Annotated in this window: 23 protein-coding genes; 11 read left to right on the top strand and 12 right to left on the bottom strand. The window is 29.2% G+C overall.

Translation table 11 applies throughout. The features are described 5' to 3' along the window. The first annotated feature begins 10 nt into the window (after positions 1–10). From HMPREF3186_RS03290 to HMPREF3186_RS03280, 3 genes are all read left to right on the top strand, one after another. A complete protein-coding gene (locus HMPREF3186_RS03290) occupies positions 11–631 on the top strand; it encodes a hypothetical protein (protein WP_060913911.1) in 621 nt (206 codons plus the stop codon). Positions 632–784: 153 nt separating this feature from the next. Further along, the gene (locus HMPREF3186_RS03285) at positions 785–1,564 is read left to right on the top strand and encodes a type II toxin-antitoxin system PemK/MazF family toxin (RefSeq protein WP_060913910.1); all 780 of its coding nucleotides are present in this window, start codon (positions 785–787) and stop codon (positions 1,562–1,564) included. A 310-nt stretch (positions 1,565–1,874) separates the two neighbouring features. Beyond that, on the top strand, positions 1,875–2,951 hold the full coding sequence (locus HMPREF3186_RS03280) for a tyrosine-type recombinase/integrase (RefSeq protein WP_060913909.1): 1,077 nt from the start codon (positions 1,875–1,877) through the stop codon (positions 2,949–2,951). Between the two features lie 45 nt (positions 2,952–2,996). Here the strand turns inward: HMPREF3186_RS03280 and cas9 are convergent, their stop codons facing one another. Beyond that, a complete protein-coding gene (cas9, locus tag HMPREF3186_RS03275; RefSeq protein ID WP_231724150.1) occupies positions 2,997–6,086 on the bottom strand; it encodes a type II CRISPR RNA-guided endonuclease Cas9 in 3,090 nt (1,029 codons plus the stop codon). 215 nt (positions 6,087–6,301) lie between these two features. Between cas9 and HMPREF3186_RS03270 the strand changes: the two genes are divergently transcribed. After that, the gene (locus tag HMPREF3186_RS03270) at positions 6,302–6,847 is read left to right on the top strand and encodes a thermonuclease family protein (RefSeq protein ID WP_060913908.1); all 546 of its coding nucleotides are present in this window, start codon (positions 6,302–6,304) and stop codon (positions 6,845–6,847) included. A gap of 93 nt (positions 6,848–6,940) precedes the next feature. On the opposite strand, the gene HMPREF3186_RS03265 is transcribed toward HMPREF3186_RS03270, so the two are convergent. From HMPREF3186_RS03265 to HMPREF3186_RS03255, 3 genes are all read right to left on the bottom strand, one after another. After that, positions 6,941–8,314, bottom strand: a complete 1,374-nt coding sequence (locus tag HMPREF3186_RS03265) for an amino acid permease (RefSeq protein WP_060913907.1) — start codon at positions 8,312–8,314, stop codon at positions 6,941–6,943. A 269-nt stretch (positions 8,315–8,583) separates the two neighbouring features. After that, positions 8,584–9,699, bottom strand: coding sequence for an alanine dehydrogenase (gene ald / locus HMPREF3186_RS03260; protein ID WP_060913906.1), 1,116 nt, complete (start codon positions 9,697–9,699; stop codon positions 8,584–8,586). Positions 9,700–10,395: 696 nt separating this feature from the next. Next, positions 10,396–11,769: an amino acid permease gene (locus HMPREF3186_RS03255; RefSeq protein ID WP_060913905.1), complete on the bottom strand. Its 1,374-nt coding sequence runs from the start codon at positions 11,767–11,769 to the stop codon at positions 10,396–10,398. Between the two features lie 827 nt (positions 11,770–12,596). Here HMPREF3186_RS03255 and HMPREF3186_RS03250 point away from each other — a divergent pair. After that, positions 12,597–12,962, top strand: coding sequence for a hypothetical protein (locus tag HMPREF3186_RS03250; RefSeq protein ID WP_060913904.1), 366 nt, complete (start codon positions 12,597–12,599; stop codon positions 12,960–12,962). Positions 12,963–13,110: 148 nt separating this feature from the next. Here HMPREF3186_RS03250 and HMPREF3186_RS03245 read toward each other — a convergent pair whose 3' ends face one another. Continuing rightward, a complete protein-coding gene (locus HMPREF3186_RS03245) occupies positions 13,111–13,338 on the bottom strand; it encodes a hypothetical protein (RefSeq protein ID WP_060913903.1) in 228 nt (75 codons plus the stop codon). A gap of 182 nt (positions 13,339–13,520) precedes the next feature. Beyond that, entirely contained in the window at positions 13,521–13,610 is a 90-nt protein-coding gene (locus tag HMPREF3186_RS09605; RefSeq protein WP_156438956.1) for a DUF739 family protein, read from the bottom strand. A gap of 160 nt (positions 13,611–13,770) precedes the next feature. Between HMPREF3186_RS09605 and HMPREF3186_RS03240 the strand changes: the two genes are divergently transcribed. The 3 genes from HMPREF3186_RS03240 to HMPREF3186_RS03230 are packed head-to-tail and all read left to right on the top strand — an operon-like array spanning position 13,771 to position 15,281. Continuing rightward, positions 13,771–14,445: a LexA family protein gene (locus tag HMPREF3186_RS03240; RefSeq protein ID WP_060913902.1), complete on the top strand. Its 675-nt coding sequence runs from the start codon at positions 13,771–13,773 to the stop codon at positions 14,443–14,445. A 2-nt stretch (positions 14,446–14,447) separates the two neighbouring features. Then, entirely contained in the window at positions 14,448–14,885 is a 438-nt protein-coding gene (locus tag HMPREF3186_RS03235) for a DUF4231 domain-containing protein (protein WP_060913901.1), read from the top strand. After that, positions 14,886–15,281 (top strand): TIR domain-containing protein, encoded by a 396-nt coding sequence (locus HMPREF3186_RS03230; RefSeq protein ID WP_060913900.1) that lies wholly within the window; start codon positions 14,886–14,888, stop codon positions 15,279–15,281. Here the strand turns inward: HMPREF3186_RS03230 and HMPREF3186_RS03225 are convergent. Then, positions 15,278–15,472, bottom strand: a complete 195-nt coding sequence (locus tag HMPREF3186_RS03225; RefSeq protein ID WP_060913899.1) for a hypothetical protein — start codon at positions 15,470–15,472, stop codon at positions 15,278–15,280. The two genes, HMPREF3186_RS03230 and HMPREF3186_RS03225, sit on opposite strands and share 4 nt — an antisense overlap. A 162-nt stretch (positions 15,473–15,634) precedes the next feature. Between HMPREF3186_RS03225 and HMPREF3186_RS03220 the strand changes: the two genes are divergently transcribed. Further along, positions 15,635–16,012 carry a hypothetical protein gene (locus HMPREF3186_RS03220; RefSeq protein ID WP_060913898.1) on the top strand — a complete coding sequence of 126 codons (378 nt, stop codon included), beginning with the start codon at positions 15,635–15,637 and terminating at the stop codon, positions 16,010–16,012. Positions 16,013–16,122: 110 nt separating this feature from the next. Next, positions 16,123–17,040, top strand: a complete 918-nt coding sequence (locus tag HMPREF3186_RS03215) for an Abi family protein (protein ID WP_060913897.1) — start codon at positions 16,123–16,125, stop codon at positions 17,038–17,040. Between the two features lie 236 nt (positions 17,041–17,276). Here HMPREF3186_RS03215 and rpsD read toward each other — a convergent pair whose 3' ends face one another. Both rpsD and HMPREF3186_RS03205 read right to left on the bottom strand, forming a co-directional pair. Beyond that, positions 17,277–17,879, bottom strand: coding sequence for a 30S ribosomal protein S4 (rpsD, locus tag HMPREF3186_RS03210; RefSeq protein WP_003145898.1), 603 nt, complete (start codon positions 17,877–17,879; stop codon positions 17,277–17,279). 266 nt (positions 17,880–18,145) lie between these two features. Next, a complete protein-coding gene (locus tag HMPREF3186_RS03205) occupies positions 18,146–18,808 on the bottom strand; it encodes a gamma-glutamyl-gamma-aminobutyrate hydrolase family protein (RefSeq protein WP_060913896.1) in 663 nt (220 codons plus the stop codon). A gap of 230 nt (positions 18,809–19,038) precedes the next feature. On the opposite strand from HMPREF3186_RS03205, the gene HMPREF3186_RS03200 reads away from it, so the two are divergent. Next, the gene (locus HMPREF3186_RS03200) at positions 19,039–19,659 is read left to right on the top strand and encodes a hypothetical protein (RefSeq protein ID WP_060913895.1); all 621 of its coding nucleotides are present in this window, start codon (positions 19,039–19,041) and stop codon (positions 19,657–19,659) included. 170 nt (positions 19,660–19,829) lie between these two features. Here the strand turns inward: HMPREF3186_RS03200 and rpsI are convergent, their stop codons facing one another. From rpsI to gltX, 3 genes are all read right to left on the bottom strand, one after another. Then, entirely contained in the window at positions 19,830–20,222 is a 393-nt protein-coding gene (gene rpsI, locus HMPREF3186_RS03195; protein WP_003145894.1) for a 30S ribosomal protein S9, read from the bottom strand. A gap of 19 nt (positions 20,223–20,241) precedes the next feature. Continuing rightward, positions 20,242–20,679 (bottom strand): 50S ribosomal protein L13, encoded by a 438-nt coding sequence (gene rplM, locus HMPREF3186_RS03190; RefSeq protein WP_003144827.1) that lies wholly within the window; start codon positions 20,677–20,679, stop codon positions 20,242–20,244. A 259-nt stretch (positions 20,680–20,938) separates the two neighbouring features. After that, a complete protein-coding gene (gene gltX / locus HMPREF3186_RS03185; protein WP_060913894.1) occupies positions 20,939–22,402 on the bottom strand; it encodes a glutamate--tRNA ligase in 1,464 nt (487 codons plus the stop codon). Between the last annotated feature and the right edge of the window lie 86 nt (positions 22,403–22,488).

Here is a 22,488-nt window from a genome sequence, read left to right as displayed (position 1 = left end):
GAAATTGAAAATGAAATTAAAAATATTATTAAGTTCTGTACTAGCTACTTCTATTATTATTAGTGGCTGTTCAACAAAGACTGAAAATACAACTACCCAATCTGTAGCTACTCCTCAAACATCTAATAATGATAAACAAAGCACTATTATCAATGAAGGTGGTCTTCATTCTGAAGAAAAATTTAAGAAAGAAACGAGTGTAAGTAAAGAAAATAATGCATTCAAAGTCACAATAACTGGAATCAAATTATCCACATTATCATTTGATAATACTTTTAATGCACAACGATTACAATCTGCTAAATTAGAAGCAAATACTGAATATACATCTGTACTTCTAAGAATTAGTATTGAGAATAAATTAACTAAAAATGCTGATATTAATCCTAATACTAGTCATTTACTAATAAAAGATACTAAAGAACAAGTTGAACAAAATCAATATATAGCAGGTTGGAAAGAAACAACTTATTTACCTGGAGCAGAAAAAGAAATGACTATTTTATTTATTGCAAAAAAATCTAAAGTAAATGATATTAAAAATATTTCACTTAATATAGATTCTCCATATACACAAGGTGATTACACTAGATATGAATCATTAACTGTTGATTTAAATAATATTCAATAAATCAACTATTAATTTACAGGAAATAAAATATATGTTATAATGATATCAGATAGGGTTATGCCCACCGTGAAGAAGTCTTTTATCATTAGATAAAGGCTTCTTTTTCTTTTAATAAAAATAACAAGCAAAAAACGAAATATTAAAGGAGAGACAATGAAGAATAAAAAACAAGAAAATGAAGAACTATTAGCAGAATCAACAGATAAAATGAAAGAAATTACAGTCGACAATCCTAACCATTTTAAAACCAGTCGTCTTGGTAAAAGCATGAAAAATTATACAACTCAGCTTGAGCGGGATGTATTAGGGATAAGACGAAGAAATCAAGTATATCCTCGTGGAACTGTAGTATACATTGATTTTGGTATTAATTATGGATCAGAATTTTCTTCCTATCATTATGCTATAACACTTAGTAATGATGATAATAGAAAAGAGAACACTATCACAGTTGTTCCATTAACATCTAAAAAAGGGAAAAGAAACATAAAATTAAATTCTAGTGTATCTGCCTCTTTAGCAGCATTAACTCTTATGCTTGTTAATGAACATAGTAAAGTAATAGAAATCACTAACAATAAATCAAAAGAGACTATAGATGAGTTACGAGAACAATCAAAAATTGCTAGAGAAAAACAAGATATTGAAAAAACAATTGAAATTAATGAAAAATTAGATGAATTGGCTAAATTATATGAGCAAATCGAAATGGTGCAAGAAGGTATTAAAAATGCATTAGAAAGAGTTAAAAAATACACAGAAGATTTAGATAAGGATACATATATAAAAGTAGATGCTATTACTACTATAGACAAAAATAAAATATTCAAAAGAAAAGATGACTTAGATCCTCTAACAAGAGTTACTGTATCAGAAGATATACTTGAGTTAATAGATAACGAAATTAAAAATTTATTTTTAACCAAAGATTAATAAACAGTTGATTTTTTTCTTATTTTATTATATAATTAAGTTACTAACATAGATACTTAAATGTATCTATCGCAAATCTTAACTAGAGCTTAATGCTCTCAACCGTTGGTAACTAGTTACTGACGGTTTTTCTTTTTAACTAGTCAAATTCGACCAGTTTAGACAAAATAAAAATCCCTTACTCCGGCAAGAGCAAAGGATAAAATGAGATACGGCAATATCTCAAAAGAATGTGTATGATATATACACCAAACTACACTATAAGTATATCATACACATCTGATTAAAACAAGAAAGGATGTGTATTTCTATGTGGATAGAAGAACAAAAAAACGGAAAAGTAAAATATTGTGATCGAGTTAAAGATATTTCTGGGAAACTAAGAAAAATAACCGTCACAATGGATAAGAAAAGTAAAAAAAATGAAGATATCGCAAGAGAGATATTAAGAACTAAGGCTCAAGATTTAAGGTATGTAGTAGATAATAATATTACATTTTTTGAGGGATTAGATATAGTTTTTGAAAAACATTATAAAAATGCTCGAACAAATACAAGGCATAACAATAAATCTATTATAAATTTAATTAAGAAAAAGGGATATGATATTAAATTAAATTTAATCAATGCAAGGTATTTAAAAGATATAATAGAAAAAAGCACTACTTCAGATAAATATTATAATGAAGTTCTTAGAAGAGTAAAAGTATATGTTCGTTTGTTATATAAATTTGATTATTTGAAAGATGTAAATTTTCTTGATAAAATGGACTTAAAGAAAGTTGAGGCTAAAAAAGATAATAGATATCTTGAACAAGATGAGATAGATATACTCTTAGATCAATTAGATCATAATATTAGATATAGGAATCTTGTAGAATTCCTTATCAACACTGGATTACGAATAAGCGAATGTCTAGCTTTAACATTTGATGATGTTGAAGGAGATATACTGACAGTAGATAAAAGTTTAAATAGGAATAGAGAAATAGATTTAACAAAGACTGGTAGCTCTAATAGAAGAATATCATTAAATAAAAGATGTTTAGAAATAATAGAATCACAACGAACAATCAGCAACAATTTTTCAATTACTCTATCAGATTTTTACAACAAAAATAATATTATATTTTTTAATACTGTTGGTACATACTGGATAAAAGAAAATATAGGTACATACTTAAGGGAACATACTACAGTTTATTTTACATTACATATGCTAAGACATACTCACGCTAGTTTGTGCATCGATAAAGGAATAGATGTTGAATTAATTGCAAAAAGATTAGGTCACAAAAATTCAAGAGTAACTAGAGAAATATATATTCATAAAACAAACTTACAACAAGAATTAGAATTTGAAAGTTTTAGAAATATTCAATTCTAATTGCCCCTAAACTGCCCCTAAAATAAAAATAGCGTTGTTAACTTCCTAGTTTAACAATGCTTTTTGCATGCCGATGAACACCTTCGCATGATGAAAATCGTTGATTTCACGCACTTTTACTAATTGTTCATTGTTATTTGATTTGCTATTTCCATCTTTAATTTTTCCGAAGTTTTGTCTAAAGCTAGATACATTTTCTGCTTTAGAGTAACAGATTGAAGTTTCTGGATTTAATTCTCCTAAGATACTTGCTACTGCTTTTACAGATTGAGATGTCTCTACTAATTGACGTGCTATGAAACCACTTAGTTCTTCATCAGAAAATTCTTCTGTTCTTACTAATCTATTATATTTTTCATCAGATATTAATCCTTTTTCTTTTAAGAATTTCCAGAATCTTCTATTACTAGGTTTTTGAATATCAGAGCCTAGTGGGTATCTATCAGTTTTTGCAGCATTACTTTCTCTTTTTACCAATACTGTATTCGTGAAGCTGTCATCTTTTATTTTTGACTGAGGGTAAATATGATCTATATCATATTTATTATTATCAAATAATTCACTAATATTAATCGGTTCCTCACTATACATACATCTTCCTAATTGAGTATAGTATAGATATAATTTCTTCGCTTTTAGTTTAGATGGTTCTACAGAGCTTAGTCTATCATTCAATACATCAAAGTTAATTGTGCCAATTTCTTTTTCTAGCTCTTTTACATCTTTCTTAACAGCTTTATAAGCAAGTTCTAATTGTTTTTTACGTGAATCTGTTGGTTTTTTCTTCTCTTGATTTGACCTTGTTGTCTCTACAAAGATTTTTGCAGGTGCACACCCTATAATCTTCTTAAGTTCTTCTACTATTCTAACAGTTTGCCAAATTGAACGTTTGACAGCTGGGGATACATATAAATCATCTAGAATTTCTGGTGTAATCTCTGTTACATCTTCTTGAAGCTCTTTATTGAATTCGACTATTTGTTTAGAGTAATCAAATCTATCTGCCAATAATTCCATAAATAAAATATTATTCTGACGCATTGCTCCAATGATGTTTAAACATTCTCCTGTCTCTTCACTGTACATTTTTTTACTAACTAATTCTGTCAATAGTTTTCTTGAGAATCTTCCCCAATCCTTATAAACTAATCTAGACATTTTAGTAATTTCATCATTAGAATAAATATCTCCATAAACAGATTCAATTTTAGCTTTTATAAGTTTTCTAGATTCTCCGTATAATGTAATCCAAAGAATTATATTTTCTACATGTTCAGAATTAAACTTGTTCCCTAGGATTTTCTTGAAATCTCTATATGACTTAAGATCATTTTTCACAGTAATATCAATACCCGTAATTTCACCTTTACCGTCTATATATCCTTCTGCTTTAAGAAGATTTTTTATACTAGTTTTTGTTACTTTTTTTCCTTGTTGTTTAAAAAGTTTCTCAATAATTGTATTTCTAGCTTCAAGACTAATTCTATTACCATCGTATTTTAGTGCATTCATCTCATTTAATAATGCAAACTCTGAGTAAAGTAATGAACTCTTCGGAAGTACATCTTCTCCTTTAAGATATGTACATTTATTAGTTAAGTTTGTAATAAATTTCTCTGCACTTGCACTTTCATCTATAACTTTACTATAGTTCCATGGTGTTACTGGTGTATCTTCATATCCTTTATTTCTAACAGACCATGCGAAGCCACCTTCTTTAGCCTTTTTACTAGAGTTAAGAGGACCAACATAGTAAGGTATTCTGAATTCTAATAATTGAATGACTTTTTCTCTTATACTATATCCACTTTCGTCTTTTTCATCTAAAAAGTTATGATATTTAGCTGCATTATCTAATATTTTTACCAATTCTTCTTTATGAATTTGGTAAGGTACAACTGAATTATCTTTTGTTCTTTGAAGTGGCAAGAACTGCTCTAATTCTAAATCTTTAATTATTTCAGCCTTAACTGAACTCTCTTCTAATTTTGCTAATTCTTTAACTAAGAATTTCTTGAAGTCCTCATAGTTACACCCTTTACCTTCTTCACTCTTACGAATATAATTTACGTAGTTAGTACCTTTGTCCTTATCTTCTTTAAATATCGAAGCATACAATTCCACTTTCTTATCTTCAGCTAGTTTAGAATCATTTTTCACAAGATTTTTTAATTTTAATAAATCATCTCTATGTTTTTCATAAAGTACTACTTTTGATTCTGATAGTGTTTTTCCTTCTTTTTTAATATCTGATAAAATTATACTGTCATAAACTAGCTTAGTTAAATCAAGAAGTTCTATATAATTTGATAATACTTGTTCATAATCATGACGAACTTCTTCATAAATTTTCTCTTTAAACGATACAGATTTTATCGCTGTGTCTAATTCTTTATACTCATCTATTGCAAATAATTTATCCAGCGAAGTTTTTCCACCAAAAATCAATCTAAATACTTCTAATAATTGTTTTTCTTTTGGATAAAGTTTCTTAAGATCATTTACCTTGTCTGTTAAAGTTTTTTTCTCTAATGATATATCCGCAATTTTACCAACAACTTCTTCTGTTACTTCAAATCCTACATGAAGTATATCAAGTTCTAATAATTCTTTAATTAAATTGTTTAAATTCCCATCTTTAAAGCTTTGACCTTGTAGTAAAAAGTGCCCTCTATTTTTAATGATATGATGTATAGCTAAAAATACCTTTCTTATGTCTGGAATTTTTTCAGTCATAAGTTTCGATCTTAAATGATAGATTGTTGGATAATCATTATAATAATCTTTATCTGTATAGTCTTTATCATTAAAAATCGCATAAGGTACCTTATGAGTTTTATCTTCATAATGGTATTGACTTTCTTTTAATCTTAGAAAAAAATTCTCATCCACTTTTTTCACTTCACTAGCGAATAATTCTTCAAGAAGATTTAAACGCCATTTCCTTCTAGCAAGTCTCCTTCTACTAGAACGATATCCTCGACGATCTTCAGCAGTTGTAGCTTCTTCAAATAATCTAACTCCCCATAATCTTTTTTTATTTTTTCTAATTATTTTATACTCAGTATCAGTCGCTGCCCAACCTACACTCGCAGAACCAATATCTAAACCAAGATACCATGTTTTATTAGCCATATGTCCTTTTCCTCCACAAAAATTTTATTACGTGCATAAAAACACTTACATATCCTATTTTACCATAAATACTGTAAATATTGAAAGTAATGTAAAATATTTTTTTCGTTTTTTATAAGTCTGTATAAATACTATTAAATTTTATTATTATTGCTATTTTATAACTTTATCCCATACTTCAAAAGTGTTAAAATTAATATTGAGGGGGAATCGTTATGAATAAAAAGGTATTTATTATTTTCTTTACTTTTTTCATGGCAATATTTTTAATTATCACTTTGATAATTAATAAGACTGGTGAAAATTATAAAGAAGCAACTATTAACGGGGTTTTTATTAAGGGAGATAAGACAAAGTATAAGGTTAAATTTTTAAAAAAAGTTGATGGTGATACTATTATAGTTAACTTCAACAACAAAGAATTGAAAGTGAGATATTTATTAATTGATACACCAGAAACTGTAAAACCTGGTGTGGAGGTTCAGAAATATGGACCAGAAGCTAGTAAATTAAATGGTAAACTATTATCTAATGCTAAAGATGTTGAAATTGAATTTGATGTTTATGAAAAGGAAGATAAATATCATAGAGCATTGTGTTACGTTTATGCAGACGGAAAAAATGTTCAAGAAGAATTATTACTGGCTGGGTTAGCTGAAATAAAATACGTGAAACCGCCAGATACAAGATATTTAGATAAATTTAAAAAAGCACAAAATAAAGCAAAAAGTAATAAACGAAATCTATGGTCAAATACCTAATTTGTAAAAAATTTATTACTATATACATTATATTTTAAGACATAAAAAACCGACTATAACCAAAAAGTTATAGTCGATTATTATTTATATATTCTATTCAATTTTACTATGTTTATAAGAATATGTGAAGTATACGATTAATCCTACGATTACCCATACGAAGAAGATAATCCATGAAGTTAATGTAACACTGTATAGTAAAGCTGCAAATAATACAATTGAGATAATTGGTAATACTGGCATACCTGGTACTCTAAATCCACGTTTTACATCTGGGAATTTTTTGTAGAATACGATAGTAGTGTAACTTACTAATGCGAATGCGATGATAGAAGCTACGTTAGCAAGTTCTGCTAATTTTCCTAATGGTAAGAATCCAGCTAATACTGCAGTTAAGCATCCTAAAGACCATGTAACTGTACTTGGTACTTTGTTGTCGTTAACTTTAGTGAATACTTTTGGTAATAATCCATCACGTGCAATTGTATAAGTAATACGAATACCTGCATACATGAATGATAAAATACCAGCCATAAGTCCGATTACTGCCCCTAAAGAAACAATACCAGCAACTTTGTTTTGACCAACTTCTTCAAGCACGAATACTAATGCATCCCCAGATCCAAGACGGCTGTATTCAACAACCCCTGTTAATACTAAACATACTAAGATATAGAATGCTGTACATACGATCATAGTGACAATGATAGCTTTTGGTAGAGCTTTTTCTGGATTGATTGTTTCTTCTGCTGATGTAGAAATCGCATCAAATCCAAGGTAAGCAAAGAATACTGTAGTGGCTGCTAACATTACTCCTGAAAAACCTGTAGGTGCAAAATTGTTTGTCCAGTGTGTTGGTTCAACATAGAATGATCCAACAACGATGAATAAGATTACGATACCAACTTTTGCAGCTACCATCAGGTTATTTACAAGTTTACTACTTGATGTACCTCTTGATAATAAGAATGTAATTAATAATACAATTACGATAGCTGGAATGTTACCATATCCTCCATCTGCCGGTAAAGTGTAATATGCTTTAGGGAGTTCTACACCAAGACCTGCAAGTAGACGAGAGAAGTAACTTGACCAACCATTTGATACAGTGGCTGCTGAAAGAACATATCCTCCTATTAGTACCCAACCTATAATATAAGCTACAATTTCACCAATTGATACATATAGGTATGTATATGTACTACCACTTGATGGAATTGTTGAAGCTAGCTCCGCATAACAAAGTGCTGCTAAACAACAGGCAACCCCTGCGATTAAGAATGAGAAGATTACCGCTGGTCCTGCTTCTGCTGAAGCTTTACCAGTTAATACTAGAATCCCTGACCCTATAATCGCTCCGATTCCGAATAGAATCAAGTCCATCGTTCTCATAGTCGGAGCCAAAGTTTTACTTCTAGCTTCTGCTAAAATAGATTCAACTGATTTTTTTCTTAAATAACTCATAATAAATCCTCCTATTTTTTAATAAAAAATTCTCCCTACTAATATTCTTTAATTAAATTATAGCATAGTTGTAAACCTTTTACTACAGTAACTCGACTTTATGTAAGCCATTTTAAAAAATATCAATAAATATATTACTATTTTTATATTTTTTTGATTATAATTTTTACAACTATAACCCTTTATACAATAAGCGAGTGCTCTATAACAGATAGAGCACTCTATTTATACAAATTTTCAACTATTTCATATTTTAGAATTTCATTATTATATTACAAAGCTACTTCTACTGGAGTATATTCATATCCTAAATCATCTGCAACAGCTTTAAATGTAACTTTTCCATTAGCTACATTCACTCCAGGTACTAATTCTGGGAATTTAGCCACAGCTTCTTTAACACCCAATTTAGCAATAAGTTTAACGTATTTAGCAGTTGCATTACATAGTGCATAAGTTGATGTTTGTGCTACTGCTCCTGGAATATTAGCTACTGAGTAGTGTAATACTCCTTCTTCAACGAATATTGGATTATCATGACTTGTTGGACGTCCTTCAGTATATTCAGTTGTACCACCTTGGTCAATAGCTACGTCCACGATTACACCACCGTCTGGCATATCTTTAACCATTTCTTTAGTCACTAATTTAGGTGCTTTCGCCCCTGGGATTAATACTGTACTAACTACTAAATCAGCTGTTTTAATAGCATTGGCAATATTAAATTTATTAGAGTAAAGAGTTTCGATTTTACCACCGAAAATGTGTGATAATTCTGTTAGTGCATCTAAGTTTACATCAATCATTGTTACACGTGCTCCTAACCCCACGGCTGCTGTTGCTGCAGCAGTCCCTGCCACACCTGCACCAATAATTACAACATGTCCTGGTTGAACTCCTGGAACCCCTTGTAATAAGATACCTTTACCACCTTGAACTTTTGATAAGAATCTTGTTCCTTCTTGCACAGCCATTCTACCCGCGATTTCACTCATTGGTCTAAGTAATGGTAGTCCTCTTCCTACTTTTACTGTTTCAAAAGCAATACCGATAGTCCCTTTATCTACCATTTCTTTTGTTAATTCAGGATCAGCAGCTAAGTGTAGATAAGTATAAATAATTAACCCTTTTCTAAAATATTTATACTCAGATGGAATTGGTTCTTTTACTTTATAGATTAGATCTGATTTATTCCATACATCTTCTGCTTTCTCAAGTAAAACAGCACCTGCCTCTTCATATTCAGCATCTGAAATACCTGAAGCTAATCCAGCTCCTTTTTCTACATATACAGTGTGGCCATCTAGTACTAATTCATGTACTACTCCCGGTATAGCAGACACTCTACTTTCATTATTTTTTATTTCAGTTGGTACTCCGATAATCATTTCCCTTACCTCCTAATTTTTTTCTGTACTTATATAATAACACAGATTTTTTAATAATGAAAGCGTTTTTCTATTGAAAGTTTTAGTGAAAATATTTTCTTTATTTTTTTACTATTTAAACCTTATATAGCCTTATAAATTAAACTTTCTTAAAATAATTCAATATTAGTTTTTTTGAAAATAAGTGTTAATTCTTTCTTAGAAAAGAAATTTGAAAAACAGCTGTTTTACTTTTCAAATATAGCTGTTATATGATTATACTATAACTATTTTTATCATTATACAATTTAACATATAAAAAATTATTCGCTTAAAATATTTAAGTTTTCACATTCAGCAAAACTTTTATAAAAAATTAATTAATTATATCTTTCATCTCCAACTATTAATAGTATATTGAAAATTACATAATTTCGATAATACAATTTTTGACAATGTGTTATAACTAACTACTTATTAAATTTTCTTTTTTTCTATGATTAATCGATAGGAGTATATTATAAACCATCATAAATTTTCATCATATCATTATTATTTTGTTATTATTTTATAAAGGTATTTAATAAACATTGTTTTGGGAATTAATAATAACCTACTAACACGTTTTTAATTCATAAAAAAAAAGAATCATGAGATTTTTACTCACGATTCCTTTTAATTTTTAAATATTGAACCAGATTATATGTTATTTCTATACTATTTTAACTTACTGTTCTTATATGAGAATGCAAAGTACACGATTAAACCTACAATAACCCAAACAACAAAGATTATCCATGTTGTTAATGTAACACTATATAATAATGCTCCAAATAAGATAATAGAAATAATCGGTAAAATTGGCATACCTGGTACTCTAAATCCACGTTTTAAATCTGGGAATTTTTTGTAGAATACGATAGTTGTATAGCTTACTAATGCAAAAGCAATGATTGACGCTACGTTAGCAAGATCAGCTAGTTTGCCTAATGGTAAGAATCCTGCTAATAATGCTGTTAAGATTCCTAATCCCCATGTTAATGTACTCGGTACTTTATTTTGATTAACTTTAGTTAATTTTTCTGGTAATAATCCATCACGTGCAATCGTATATGTAATACGGATTCCCGCATATATGAATGATAGTATACCAGCCATAAGACCAATTACCGCTCCAAGAGATACGATACCAGCTACTTTATTTTGTCCTACTTCCTCTAGTACGAATGCTAAGGCATCTCCTGTTCCAAGTCTATTATATTGAACAACTCCAGTAAGTATTAAACATACTAGAATATAGAATGCTGTACAAACTAACATTGTAATAATAATGGCTTTTGGCAGGGCTTTTTCTGGATTAATTGTTTCTTCAGCTGAAGTAGAAATCGCATCAAATCCTAAGTACGCAAAGAATACAGTAGTCGCAGCTAACATAACTCCTGAGAAACCTGATGGTGCAAAGTTATTTGTCCAGTTAGTCGGTTCTACATAAAATACACCAACTACGATGAATAGAACAACAATACCTACTTTTGCAGCTACCATAAGGTTATTTACAAGTTTACTACTTGAAGTACCTTTTGATAAGATGAAAGTTATTAATAATACAATAATTATCGCTGGAATGTTACCATATCCACCAGCTGCTGGTAATGTATAAAACTCTTTAGGAATTTCTATACCTAAGCCTGCTAATAGACGTGAAAAGTAACTTGACCAACCATTCGCTACTGTTGCGGCGGTAAGAACATATCCACCTATTAATACCCAACCTATCGCATACGCTACAATTTCACCAACTGATACATATAAATATGTATATGTACTACCACTTGACGGGATTGTAGAAGCAAGTTCGGCATAACATAACGCTGCTAAACAACAAGCTAAACCTGCAATTAGGAAAGAAAATACAACTGCTGGCCCTGCTTCTGCTGAAGCCTTACCAGTTAATACTAAGATACCTGATCCAATAATAGCCCCTATACCGAATAGAACTAAATCCATAGTCTTCATCGTGGGATTTAACGTCTTATTTCTTGACTCTGCTAAAATAGAGTCAATTGATTTTTTTCTAAAAACGTTCATAATATCCTCCTATTTTAAAATAAATATTATTTGCTATTAATAATATTTATTAATTATATCATAATTACAGAAATATTACTAATAAAGTCTTTACTTATGTAAGTAAAGAAAAAATGATACTATGAATTACCTTAATAAAATAATACATTTATAAGATTAGACTATAATCATTATAAGGAATATGGAATTATGAACTTAAAACTCATGTCCATCTTCATCAATGCTAAATCTTTAGAACCAAATAACAAAGTATTGTATTATATTTTTATAATCTTATTTATTTTCTTATGCTGCTTCTCGTTTATATAGTTATTAACTCTCACTTAATTATAATACATGTTAATTTCTATTGTCCCAAATATGAATTTATAAGAATTTTCCCAGCTCTCTAAATCTTGAAAGTAAACTTTGAATTCATATTTATACATCTAGCTTTACAAAAGTTCTTAGATAACTTCTCTCAATCAAATTATCAAGCTTATTTAACTTCTCTTGATATGCATTATACATACTAATTACTTCTATAATTAATTTAGGTCTATATACAATACTATGTATGCTATCCTAACTACATTATCTAAATCATGTCTAAATATGTTGCGACTAAGACTTGAGTATAATATCTCCTCAAAAATTTCTGTCTCTTTTGACAACATATTAATTTTTATTTCAATGTCTTATAATTATGCTTGGCAACTGTATAATGTTTTCAAATATCTTTGACCTTTATTTACCTTTATGTTATAATATATTTAGATATTTCCTGGAAATCTAAACCTTCTACTTTTTATTTTTCTATAGAATATATCTAAAAAAAGGGGGTGAAATATATGCAAAGAACAACATTTGATTATTTAATAATCATAATTCCAATAGCAATATCGGTAATATCGGTAATTATTTCTACTGTAAATTTATTTCTAACAAAGAAATCCATATACAATGCTACAAAAACTGTTGTTACACCTTACATCGAAATTATAAATGGGTTATCATTTCAGAAAAATCTAGCAATTAAGAATTTTGGTAAAACACCAGCAAGGATAACAAATTTAAAATTTCATTCTGAACTAGATGAGTTCAACGAAAAATTTAAAATGAAATCTGTAATCGGTTCATTTATAGCACCAGGTCAAAAATTCTCAACAAATATTTCAGATTCATTTAAAGATGATATTATCCTAACGTTAGAATAGATAGATTCTTTTGGTAAAGTTACTACAGTTAATGAAACACTTAAAACTGATTTTTCAAAAAATTTAGTTTATTCTTCAGGTGCTCATCCTACTAATCAACCATTAGATACAGCTATTAGAGAAGCTGCAATTACACTTGTTAATAACTTTAAATGATCTCTTGAACTACAGATTCTTTGACTAGAAAATCTGTAGTTCTTTCTAAGACTTTTCTATCTTTCCAATATGAAAAATTATGCTTAGCTAAAATATTGATAATCTCATTTCTAATCAGTTCTTCTTTAAGAGAAAATTTATCATAAGTACTAACTTCTGTGTATTTAACATCTACAAGTTCATTATTTTCATTTAGAATACTTCTAGAGTTTATTTCCATCCCCACTCCTACTTTCATATCTCTTATAAAAAAGTGATATTTTAGTTTGCTTCAAACATTAAATGTTATTCATTAAAAAAATATATGAACTTTACTTTATGTTATTTTTAAAACTTGTATGGCTTATTAAATTTCATTATCTTTCCAACGTCTTACGTTGATTAATTTAAAAGAAATACAGGTTAAGAGAGTTTCATATCTTTATCAAAATTACTTTGATTTCCAAAGACCTCAACTATTCTTCCCAGTAATTTATCATAATTGAATTTCATTTTATCCTTTTCTATGTTTTTAAATTCAAATCCTTGAACTCAATTTTATTATATACTAACATTTTTCAATTTTTAAAACAGTAAATTCAAATTTTTTGAACTTTCAACTTGAACTTTTGTTCAAATCATGATACTATAATTCTAATAGGAGGTGAGAGTTATGGCAACTTCTACTGAAAGAATAAATCAACTGATGAAAGAAAAAAGATTAAGACAAATAGATGTACTAAATTTAGCTAAACCACTTCAAGAAAAATATAATATAAAATTCTCTAAAAGTCACTTATCTCAATATGTAAATGGTAAATCGAATCCAGATAACGAAAAAATCTTCTTATTATCAAAAGTATTTGGAGTTACAGAAGCGTGGTTATCAGGCTACAATGTGCCTAGATATGAAAGATTAGAAGAAACTAAAATTAATGCATCTCTAACACAACAAGGCTTACAAATTCCAGTATTGGGAATAGTTGCAGCAGGAATACCTATTTCAGCTGTTGAAGATATACTGGACTATGAGGAAATACCTCTAACTTGGCAAAATCAAGGAGAATTCTTCGGACTTAGAATTAAAGGTGATAGTATGAAACCAGATATAAACGATGGTGATACTGTTATAGTGAGGCAACAATCAACAGCTAACAATGGAGACGTGGTAATTGCTCTAGTAAATGGAGATGATGCAACATGCAAAAAATTTGAAAAACTTGATAATGGAATAATGCTAATATCTAATAATTCAGAATACTCACCTATGTACTTTTCAAACGAAGAAGTAGTTACAAAACCAGTAGTTATTATTGGAAGAGTTGTTGAACTAAGAAGGAAGTTTTAAATATGAATGAGTTTGAAATAGATAACTATATAGACGATAGATTGAATAATCAGATAGAATGGTATGATCAAAAAAGTTTACACCATCAAAGGTGGTTTAAAGCTTTAAAATCAGCAGCGATAACATTCGGAATATTAATTCCTATAACATCTTGTTTTTTACATGAATATTTTAAACTTTTTTCGGTTATTCTTTCTAGTGGTATCTTATTTTGTGAAGGTATGATAAGTTTATTTAACCATCAAAAAAATTGGATAGAATATAGGAAAACATCTGAACTTTTAAAACAAGAGAAATATATGTATCTCTTAAAAAGTGGAGTTTATAGAGATGAAAAATATCCAAATATTACATTAGTAGAAAGATGTGAAACTATTATATCTAATGAAAATATAAACTGGGCTAATTTACAAACTAATAATGATAAAAAGGAGAATTAAATGGCAAATAAAATTTTTGTAAGCTATAAAGATGATTACGAAGGAAGAATATACAAGAACTTACTTGTAGCATGGTCTGAAAATAAAAATTTCCCTGAAATATCTTTCTATGATAATTCAGTAGGAACTTCTATTAATTCAACTAACGCTTACTATATTAAACAAGTTATTTTGGAAAAAATAAAAAAATCTGATGTATTCTTATGCTTGATAGGAGAACATACATATAAATCTGAGTGGGTAGCTTGGGAAATAGAAAAAGCTAAGGAATTAAATAAAAAGATACTAGCTGTAAAAATAGAAAAACATTATTTTACCCCTACAAATCTTTTTGGTATAGGGGCAAAATGGGCATTAGATTTCTCTAAAGCATCTATTTTAGATGTTATTAATTAATCTTTTACAAGTTCATACGTTTTTTTAAAAATATCTGGTTTAACTGGATATTGTTCACCATCAACGCCTGTAACAATCCAATCACCTTTGGAAGCTATCATATCCCCTTCTAAAGTCTCAATTATTAATTCTTTAGAAGTTTGATAAGCTTCAATTATTACAGGTTTCTTACGGAAATATTGATTTTTCATTTATACCACCTCAATTCATATATTATAATTATATCAAACAATAAGCTATTTATAAACTGAAAACGTATCGAATTCGACACAATAAGAATAATTTTAAACTAGTCAAATTCAACCAGTTTAGATAAATAAAAAAGAATTTTAATAAAGAAAGGACAAAATATTATGGATAATAAACAAATAGGAACAGTTGTAAAAATACCTAACGATACTACAATTGTTGTACATACACCTAAAAAAAATGTAGCTAGAGGTGATAAAATAGTTATATATGAAACTTTATCAGATATAACAGATTTATCGGGAAATTTTCTTGGAACTTATGACGAAAATAAAGCAACACTTGAAGTTACAGAAAATAATGGGGATTACGTAATAGCTAGAAAAACTACTAGGAGTGAACTACCTCTAAGTTTTACTAATTCTATGTTAAAATCATATATAGGTTATGAAAAAATAAATGTTAATCAAAAAGATAACGAGAATTTGACAGTTAGAAATAAACACATATCTGTCGGTGATAAAGTTAAAAAATTAGATTAAATGATTGACAAACTATAAAAAAAATGATAGAATGATAATCAGATTAGAGGGCTATGCCCACCGTGAGAAGTCTCTTATCATTCTATAGAATGAAAGGAGGCTTTTTTTCTTTGGCAATTTACTCTAATGAATCAAGATTTCTCAGTAAAGATGACTTACTTAAAAAATTAATAAACAAAAATGTAATTACATCTGATGAAAATGACTTATTTCTTTTAGGGGATATGATTGATTACATATCCTATTCTACTCTTGGAAAAGGTCTAAAATCTACTGGTTTGGTTGATGATAATGGGAAGTTCAATCAAAATACAACCGTAAATGAATTATTACTATTTCACAGTATAAATATGGATATATCCTCACTACTCTTTAAATATGTCCTATTTATAGAACAATCTTTAAATACAACTTTAAGTAACTCTATATCAAGCAACTTCGGTACAGATACAACAAGAGACGAAGATTTAAATAATCCTAATGATTATTTATGTAAAGAAAATTATGTTGCGCACAACGATACAATTAAAACACTAACTAAAATAAAAAAACATATAGTTAATCCGACCAAATATACAAGTCTTGAATACTATGTTCAAAACAAGAACTATATACCACCGTGGGTTGTACTTAATAGTATCTATCTATCAGACAGTATAAATCTATATAAAATAATGAAAAGCGAAAAAAAGACAGATATAGTCAATAAACTTTTGAATATACAAAATGAAACGCTAAATGAAGAATATATTGAATTAAAAAAATATTTATTTGGCTCTTTCTTTAATATGATAAAATCATATAGAAATAAATTAGCTCATCCAACAGTATTAATAAAACATGCATTACCAAAAGAATTAATTTTTAATAAAATTGGGAAATATTCAAATTATACATTAACTTACAATAGAAAATACGATACTAAATATAGACAAAGTATCGTTTTTTCTCTTATTCTTAGTATTATTCCCATGATTAACTTATTTAATATAAGTATAAATTTTTATTTCGATATTATAATGTTTTAAAAAAAATACGAACATAAAAAAGTTTTTGATAAAGATATTTTTGACTTGTTGAATATCCCAAAAGACTTGGAAAATAGGATATTAAAATTTATTTCTTTCAAATATGGAGTAACTATAGCATAATAAAAAATTCCCCTACCGTCCAAAGTTAGATAAGTTTCCCCCTTTTTTTCCCTTTTAAAAAAATCGACTGCCCCAAGTACTTGTAATACTGGGATAGTCGATATTTTTTGTTATTAACGGCTGTAGTACTCAACGATAAGTTGTTCGTTGATTTCTGGGTGTAATTCACTTCTTTCTGGAAGTCTTACTAATGATCCTTCTAATTTGTCAGCATCAAAAGTTAAATACTCAGGTACAAAGTTAGTGATTTCAACAGCTTCTTTAATGATTTCAAGGTTTCTAGATTTTTCTCTTACTGAAACTACTTGACCTGGTTTAACAGCGTAAGAAGCGATGTCTACTTTTTTACCATCTACAAGAACGTGTCCGTGGTTTACTAATTGTCTAGCTTGACGGTTAGTTCTAGCTAAACCTAAGCTGTATACTACAGAATCTAAACGTGTAGCAAGTAATGCCATGAAGTTTTCCCCGTGAAGACCTTGTAATTTACCAGCTTTATCAAATAATTTACGGAATTGTTTTTCATTCATACCGTGTAGGTAACGAAGTTTTTGTTTTTCTTGTAATTGTAAACCATACTCAGATAGTTTTTTTCTTAAGTTAGGACCGTGTTGTCCTGGTGCGTAAGGACGTTTAGCTAACTCCTTACCAGTACCGCTTAGTGAAATTCCTAAACGACGAGATTTTTTCCAAGTTGAACCTGTAAAACGAGCCATTATATGCTCCTCCTTTTATCTTTTTGTTTTTATTGTTGTGAAAACAAAAAGCACGATTATCGTTGTTGTATATGTTATAAAACTGGAACTTCGCCTAGCAGCATAGGCTACGAGTTGCCACATTAAAAAATGTATAACATAGAGGCAATAACAATTAATCCACTGCTATTATTTTACACAAAGAATAGTTTACCATTATTTTTGATAATAGTCAACTATTTTGGTAGGTTATTCTTTATTTTTTTTGATTAAAAAATTTATTTTTCTTATTCACATAGACAAAGGAATTTTTTAAAGGTATCTATTTCATAGTCTACTTCTGGGTGCCATTGCACTCCAATAAGATTCCCCTTCTCTATTGCTTCAATATTACCATCCTCTGCTACTGCTGTAACTTTAAAACCATCAGCTACTTTATTAATTGCCTGGTGATGAATTGAATTAACTTCTGTTTTACTTCCATATAAACTATGAACAAATGAATCTTCTTCAATATCAATATTATGACGGATTAATTGTTCTTTACTAGTATGCTCATCTATATGCTGTTTTAAAGTACCTCCGTGGTATATATTTAAACTCTGCAATCCGCTACATATACCTAAGATAGGTTTATTACTTTTTTCGAAAAGCTCAATAAGTCTAAAGTCTAACTCATCTTCATAGGAATCCTCTGGATATTCTAAACCTTCTAAAGGTTCTTCTCCATAGTACCTAGGATTTATATCCCTATCTCTTCCAGCAATTATCAAGCCACTACACATGGCTGCAATTTCCTCTAATCCATTATCAGAACAAACTGGGAATAAAATAAAGCCAGTTTTTTCTGCTATTTCTGAAAAATAACCATTAGTGTATAAACGTCTTTTAGCTATACCTGCATCTGATTTGTAATCGACACTTCTTGTTGAAATTGCAATTATTTTCATGTGCAATGACCTCCTTTTTTTAAATTATGACTCTTATTATATAAACTTTGCATAAAAATGTCAAGATTATGTATTCATCATTTTCAGATGTTTCTGAAAATTTGAAAAACATTCACTCAATAAATTATAATAATAATCATAAATTTATTAAAAGTAATATTACACTATTGTAAATAGATAAAAAGATATGTATAATATAAATTGTGTTAAATTTAAGGAGGAATAATTGGATGAACTATATATTAACAGTTAAGTATCCTAAACAAGAAGTTATAGAAGACGGGAAAGAATCTGTCACAAATGTAAAAGAAAACATCGAAGATGCTACGGTAGACCAACTTCTAGAAAAATATCAAGAATTTCAACGTGTGGGATATGATGTTAAAGTCAATTTTGTAACTTCTGATGTTTATGATGAATTTGACGTTTTTAAAATGGCAGAGATTTTCGATCTTAATGCTATCGATTATAGTGCAAAATTAAAATTTATCAATGGATCAAATAAAGGATCACATGACTATATCAGTAGCCTTGCTAAACTTTTTGATCGTTATACATTTGATTATGATATTGCAATCAAATTAAAAATCAATGAGAAATCAGAGATTGATTTCCAGAATGAAGATACTTGGTTTGGTGAAACACCTATTTATCAAATAAATCCAAAAATCAAGGTAAAAGATGCAAAATTATTTAAAAATCTTTATGACGAATTAAACGAGATAGCTCAAGTAAGTGCAGAAATTAAACCTAAGAAAATTGAAGAAAAGATACTATTATTATCTTTAGATAATTATCCAGCTGGAACAGAAGTAGTCTTCACACTGAAAGATTCTGAAATATACGAATAAAATATTTATAATAAGAAAACTGAAATAACTTATGAATAATTCATAAAGTTTCAGTTTTTTTATTTTATCTCACTGAATGCTACTATAGTAGACCATGTTTTAAAGAAAACAAAAAAAGACACCAGAGAGATTTCTCTGGTGTCTTGACGTAATTTGGTATAAGACCAATATTAACGTTTAGAGAATTGAGGAGCACGTCTCGCACCACGAAGACCGTATTTTTTACGTTCTTTCATACGAGGGTCACGAGTTAGTAATCCTGCTGGTTTTAAGTCTTTACGGTATTCTGGGTTTACTTCTAGTAAAGCACGTGCAATTCCGTGACGGATTGCTTGAGCTTGTCCTGTGTATCCTCCACCGTTAACGTTAACTAAAACGTCATAGTTACCTGTAGTAGATGTAACTTCTAAAGGTTGCATTAAGTCTAATACTAATGATTCTAATGGTAAGTATTCACGCATTTCTCTGTTGTTGATAACAACTTTCCCTGTTCCAGGTACTAATCTTACACGTGCTACTGAGCTTTTACGGCGTCCTGTACCGCGATATTCTACTTGTGCCATTTAATAATTTCCTCCTATATTATCCACGTAATTCGTATTTTTCTGGTTTTTGTGCTGCGTGTGGGTGTTCAGCTCCACGGTAAACGTGAAGTTTCATTCCTTGAGCTCTACCTAAAGTATTTTTTGGTAACATACCTTTGATAGATAGTTCTAAAAGTTCTTCTGGATATTTTTCTACCATTAATCCAGCAGTTCTTTCTTTTAACCCACCTGGGTGCATTGTGTGACGACGGTAAATTTTATCAGTTAATTTTTTACCAGTTAACACAATTTTCTCAGCGTTGATAATGATAACATTATCCCCAGTATCGATGTGTGGTGTATAAGTAGGTTTGTGTTTCCCTCTTAAAATTGAAGCTACCTCTGATGATAAGCGACCTAAAGTTTGTCCTTCAGCATCGATTACATACCATTTTTTTTCTACAGTTGATGGCTTTGCCATATATGTTTGACGCATGTCTTTTTTCCTCCTAGATGTTGTTTTTAATCTGTCATAACGACTAAGTTTTCCGGGGCTTACTCGTGAAGATATATAAACAATATCATAAGTAATAATACCTTATTTGAAGATAAATGTCAAGATATTTTCTTTACTTTTATATATATTTCTCTATCTTTTTTCACCTCGAAAAATTAAAATTAAGGGCTACTCTAAAATTTAGTAGTTCTGATTCATTTCACCCTTAATCTTTCGTTATTTCTTTTCTTAATTTATACTATTTAATTGTTTCTAATGCGGCTTTTACTCTAGCAGCTACACGTTCTTTACCAAGTAGCTCTAAGCTTGTGTTTAATTCTGGACCATGCATTGATCCTGTTGATGCAATACGGATTGGCATAAATAAGTTTTTACCTTTTACTCCTGTATCTTTTTGAATTGCTTTAATTAAAGCTTTTATATTATCAGCTGTAAATTCTTCTACTTCAGTAACTTTTGTTAAGAAATCTTCGAATACTGTTGCTGTAGTTTCTTGTTTTAAGATTTCCAATTCTTCTTCATCGAATTTAACATCTTCAACGAAGAATTGTTTTGTTAACTCAACGATTTCAGCTCCGTAACTCATTTGTGGTTGGTATAATGAAATTAATTTTTCAAACCATGCTTTGTTAGCTTCTACTTCTTCAGCTGTCGCTACACCTTCTTTAATGAAGAATGGTAATGATAAGTCTACGATTCTTTCTAAAGGTTGAGCTTTGATGTACTGGTTGTTAATCCAAGTAAGTTTATTGTTATCGAAGAACGCTGGTGATTTACTTAGACGTTTTTCATCGAAGATTTTTACGAACTCTTCTTTAGAGAAGATTTCTTGTTCACCTTCTGGAGACCATCCTAATAAAGCGATGAAGTTAAATAATGCTTCTGGAAGGTATCCTAATTCATCATATTGTTCGATGAATTGGATGATACTTTCATCACGTTTAGATAATTTTTTCTTGTTTTCATTTACGATTAGAGTCATGTGACCAAATCTTGGTGGTTCAAATCCTAATGCTTCATATACTACTAATTGTTTTGGTGTATTTGAAACATGGTCATCTCCACGTAATACATGAGAAATTTTCATTAAGTAGTCGTCGATAACAACTGCGAAGTTGTATGTTGCTACTCCATCATTTTTAATGATTACGAAATCTCCGAAATCATGCCCTTCGAATGATAGTTCACCTTTAACCATATCATCAAATTTGTATGTTCTGTCTTGAGGAACACGGATACGGATAGCAGGTTTTCTACCTTCTTTTTCAAAAGCTTCTTGCTCTTCTTTTGTTAAGTTAGCGTGTTTCCCACTATAACGTGGTGGTAATCCATTAGCAATTTGCTCTTCTCTTTCAGCTTCTAATTCTTCAGCTGTCATGTAGCATTTATAAGCTTTATCTTCTGCGATAAGTTGATCAGCATATTTTTGATAAATATCGATTCTCTCAGATTGACGGTATGGACCGAATTCTTTTTCTTTTCCAATACCTTCATCATAATCTAAACCTAACCAATTCATGTATTTAAGTTGGCTACGTTCACCTTCTTCTTTGTTACGTTTGAAGTCCGTATCTTCAATTCTTAATACGAAATCTCCACCGTTGTGTTTAGCAAAAAGGTAATTAAATAATGCAGTTCTTGCATTTCCGATATGTAAATTTCCTGTTGGAGATGGTGCATATCTTACTCTTACTTTTGTCATAGTAATCTCCTTTTTATTGTTCATTAAATTCTAATACTAAAATATTATATCACAAACTATATTGATATTTCAACGAAAGTTAAACA

The sequence above is a fragment of the Gemella haemolysans genome (genome assembly GCF_001553035.1).
GTDB lineage: Bacteria > Bacillota > Bacilli > Staphylococcales > Gemellaceae > Gemella > Gemella haemolysans_B.
This window is presented reverse-complemented; position numbering and strand designations above follow the sequence as displayed.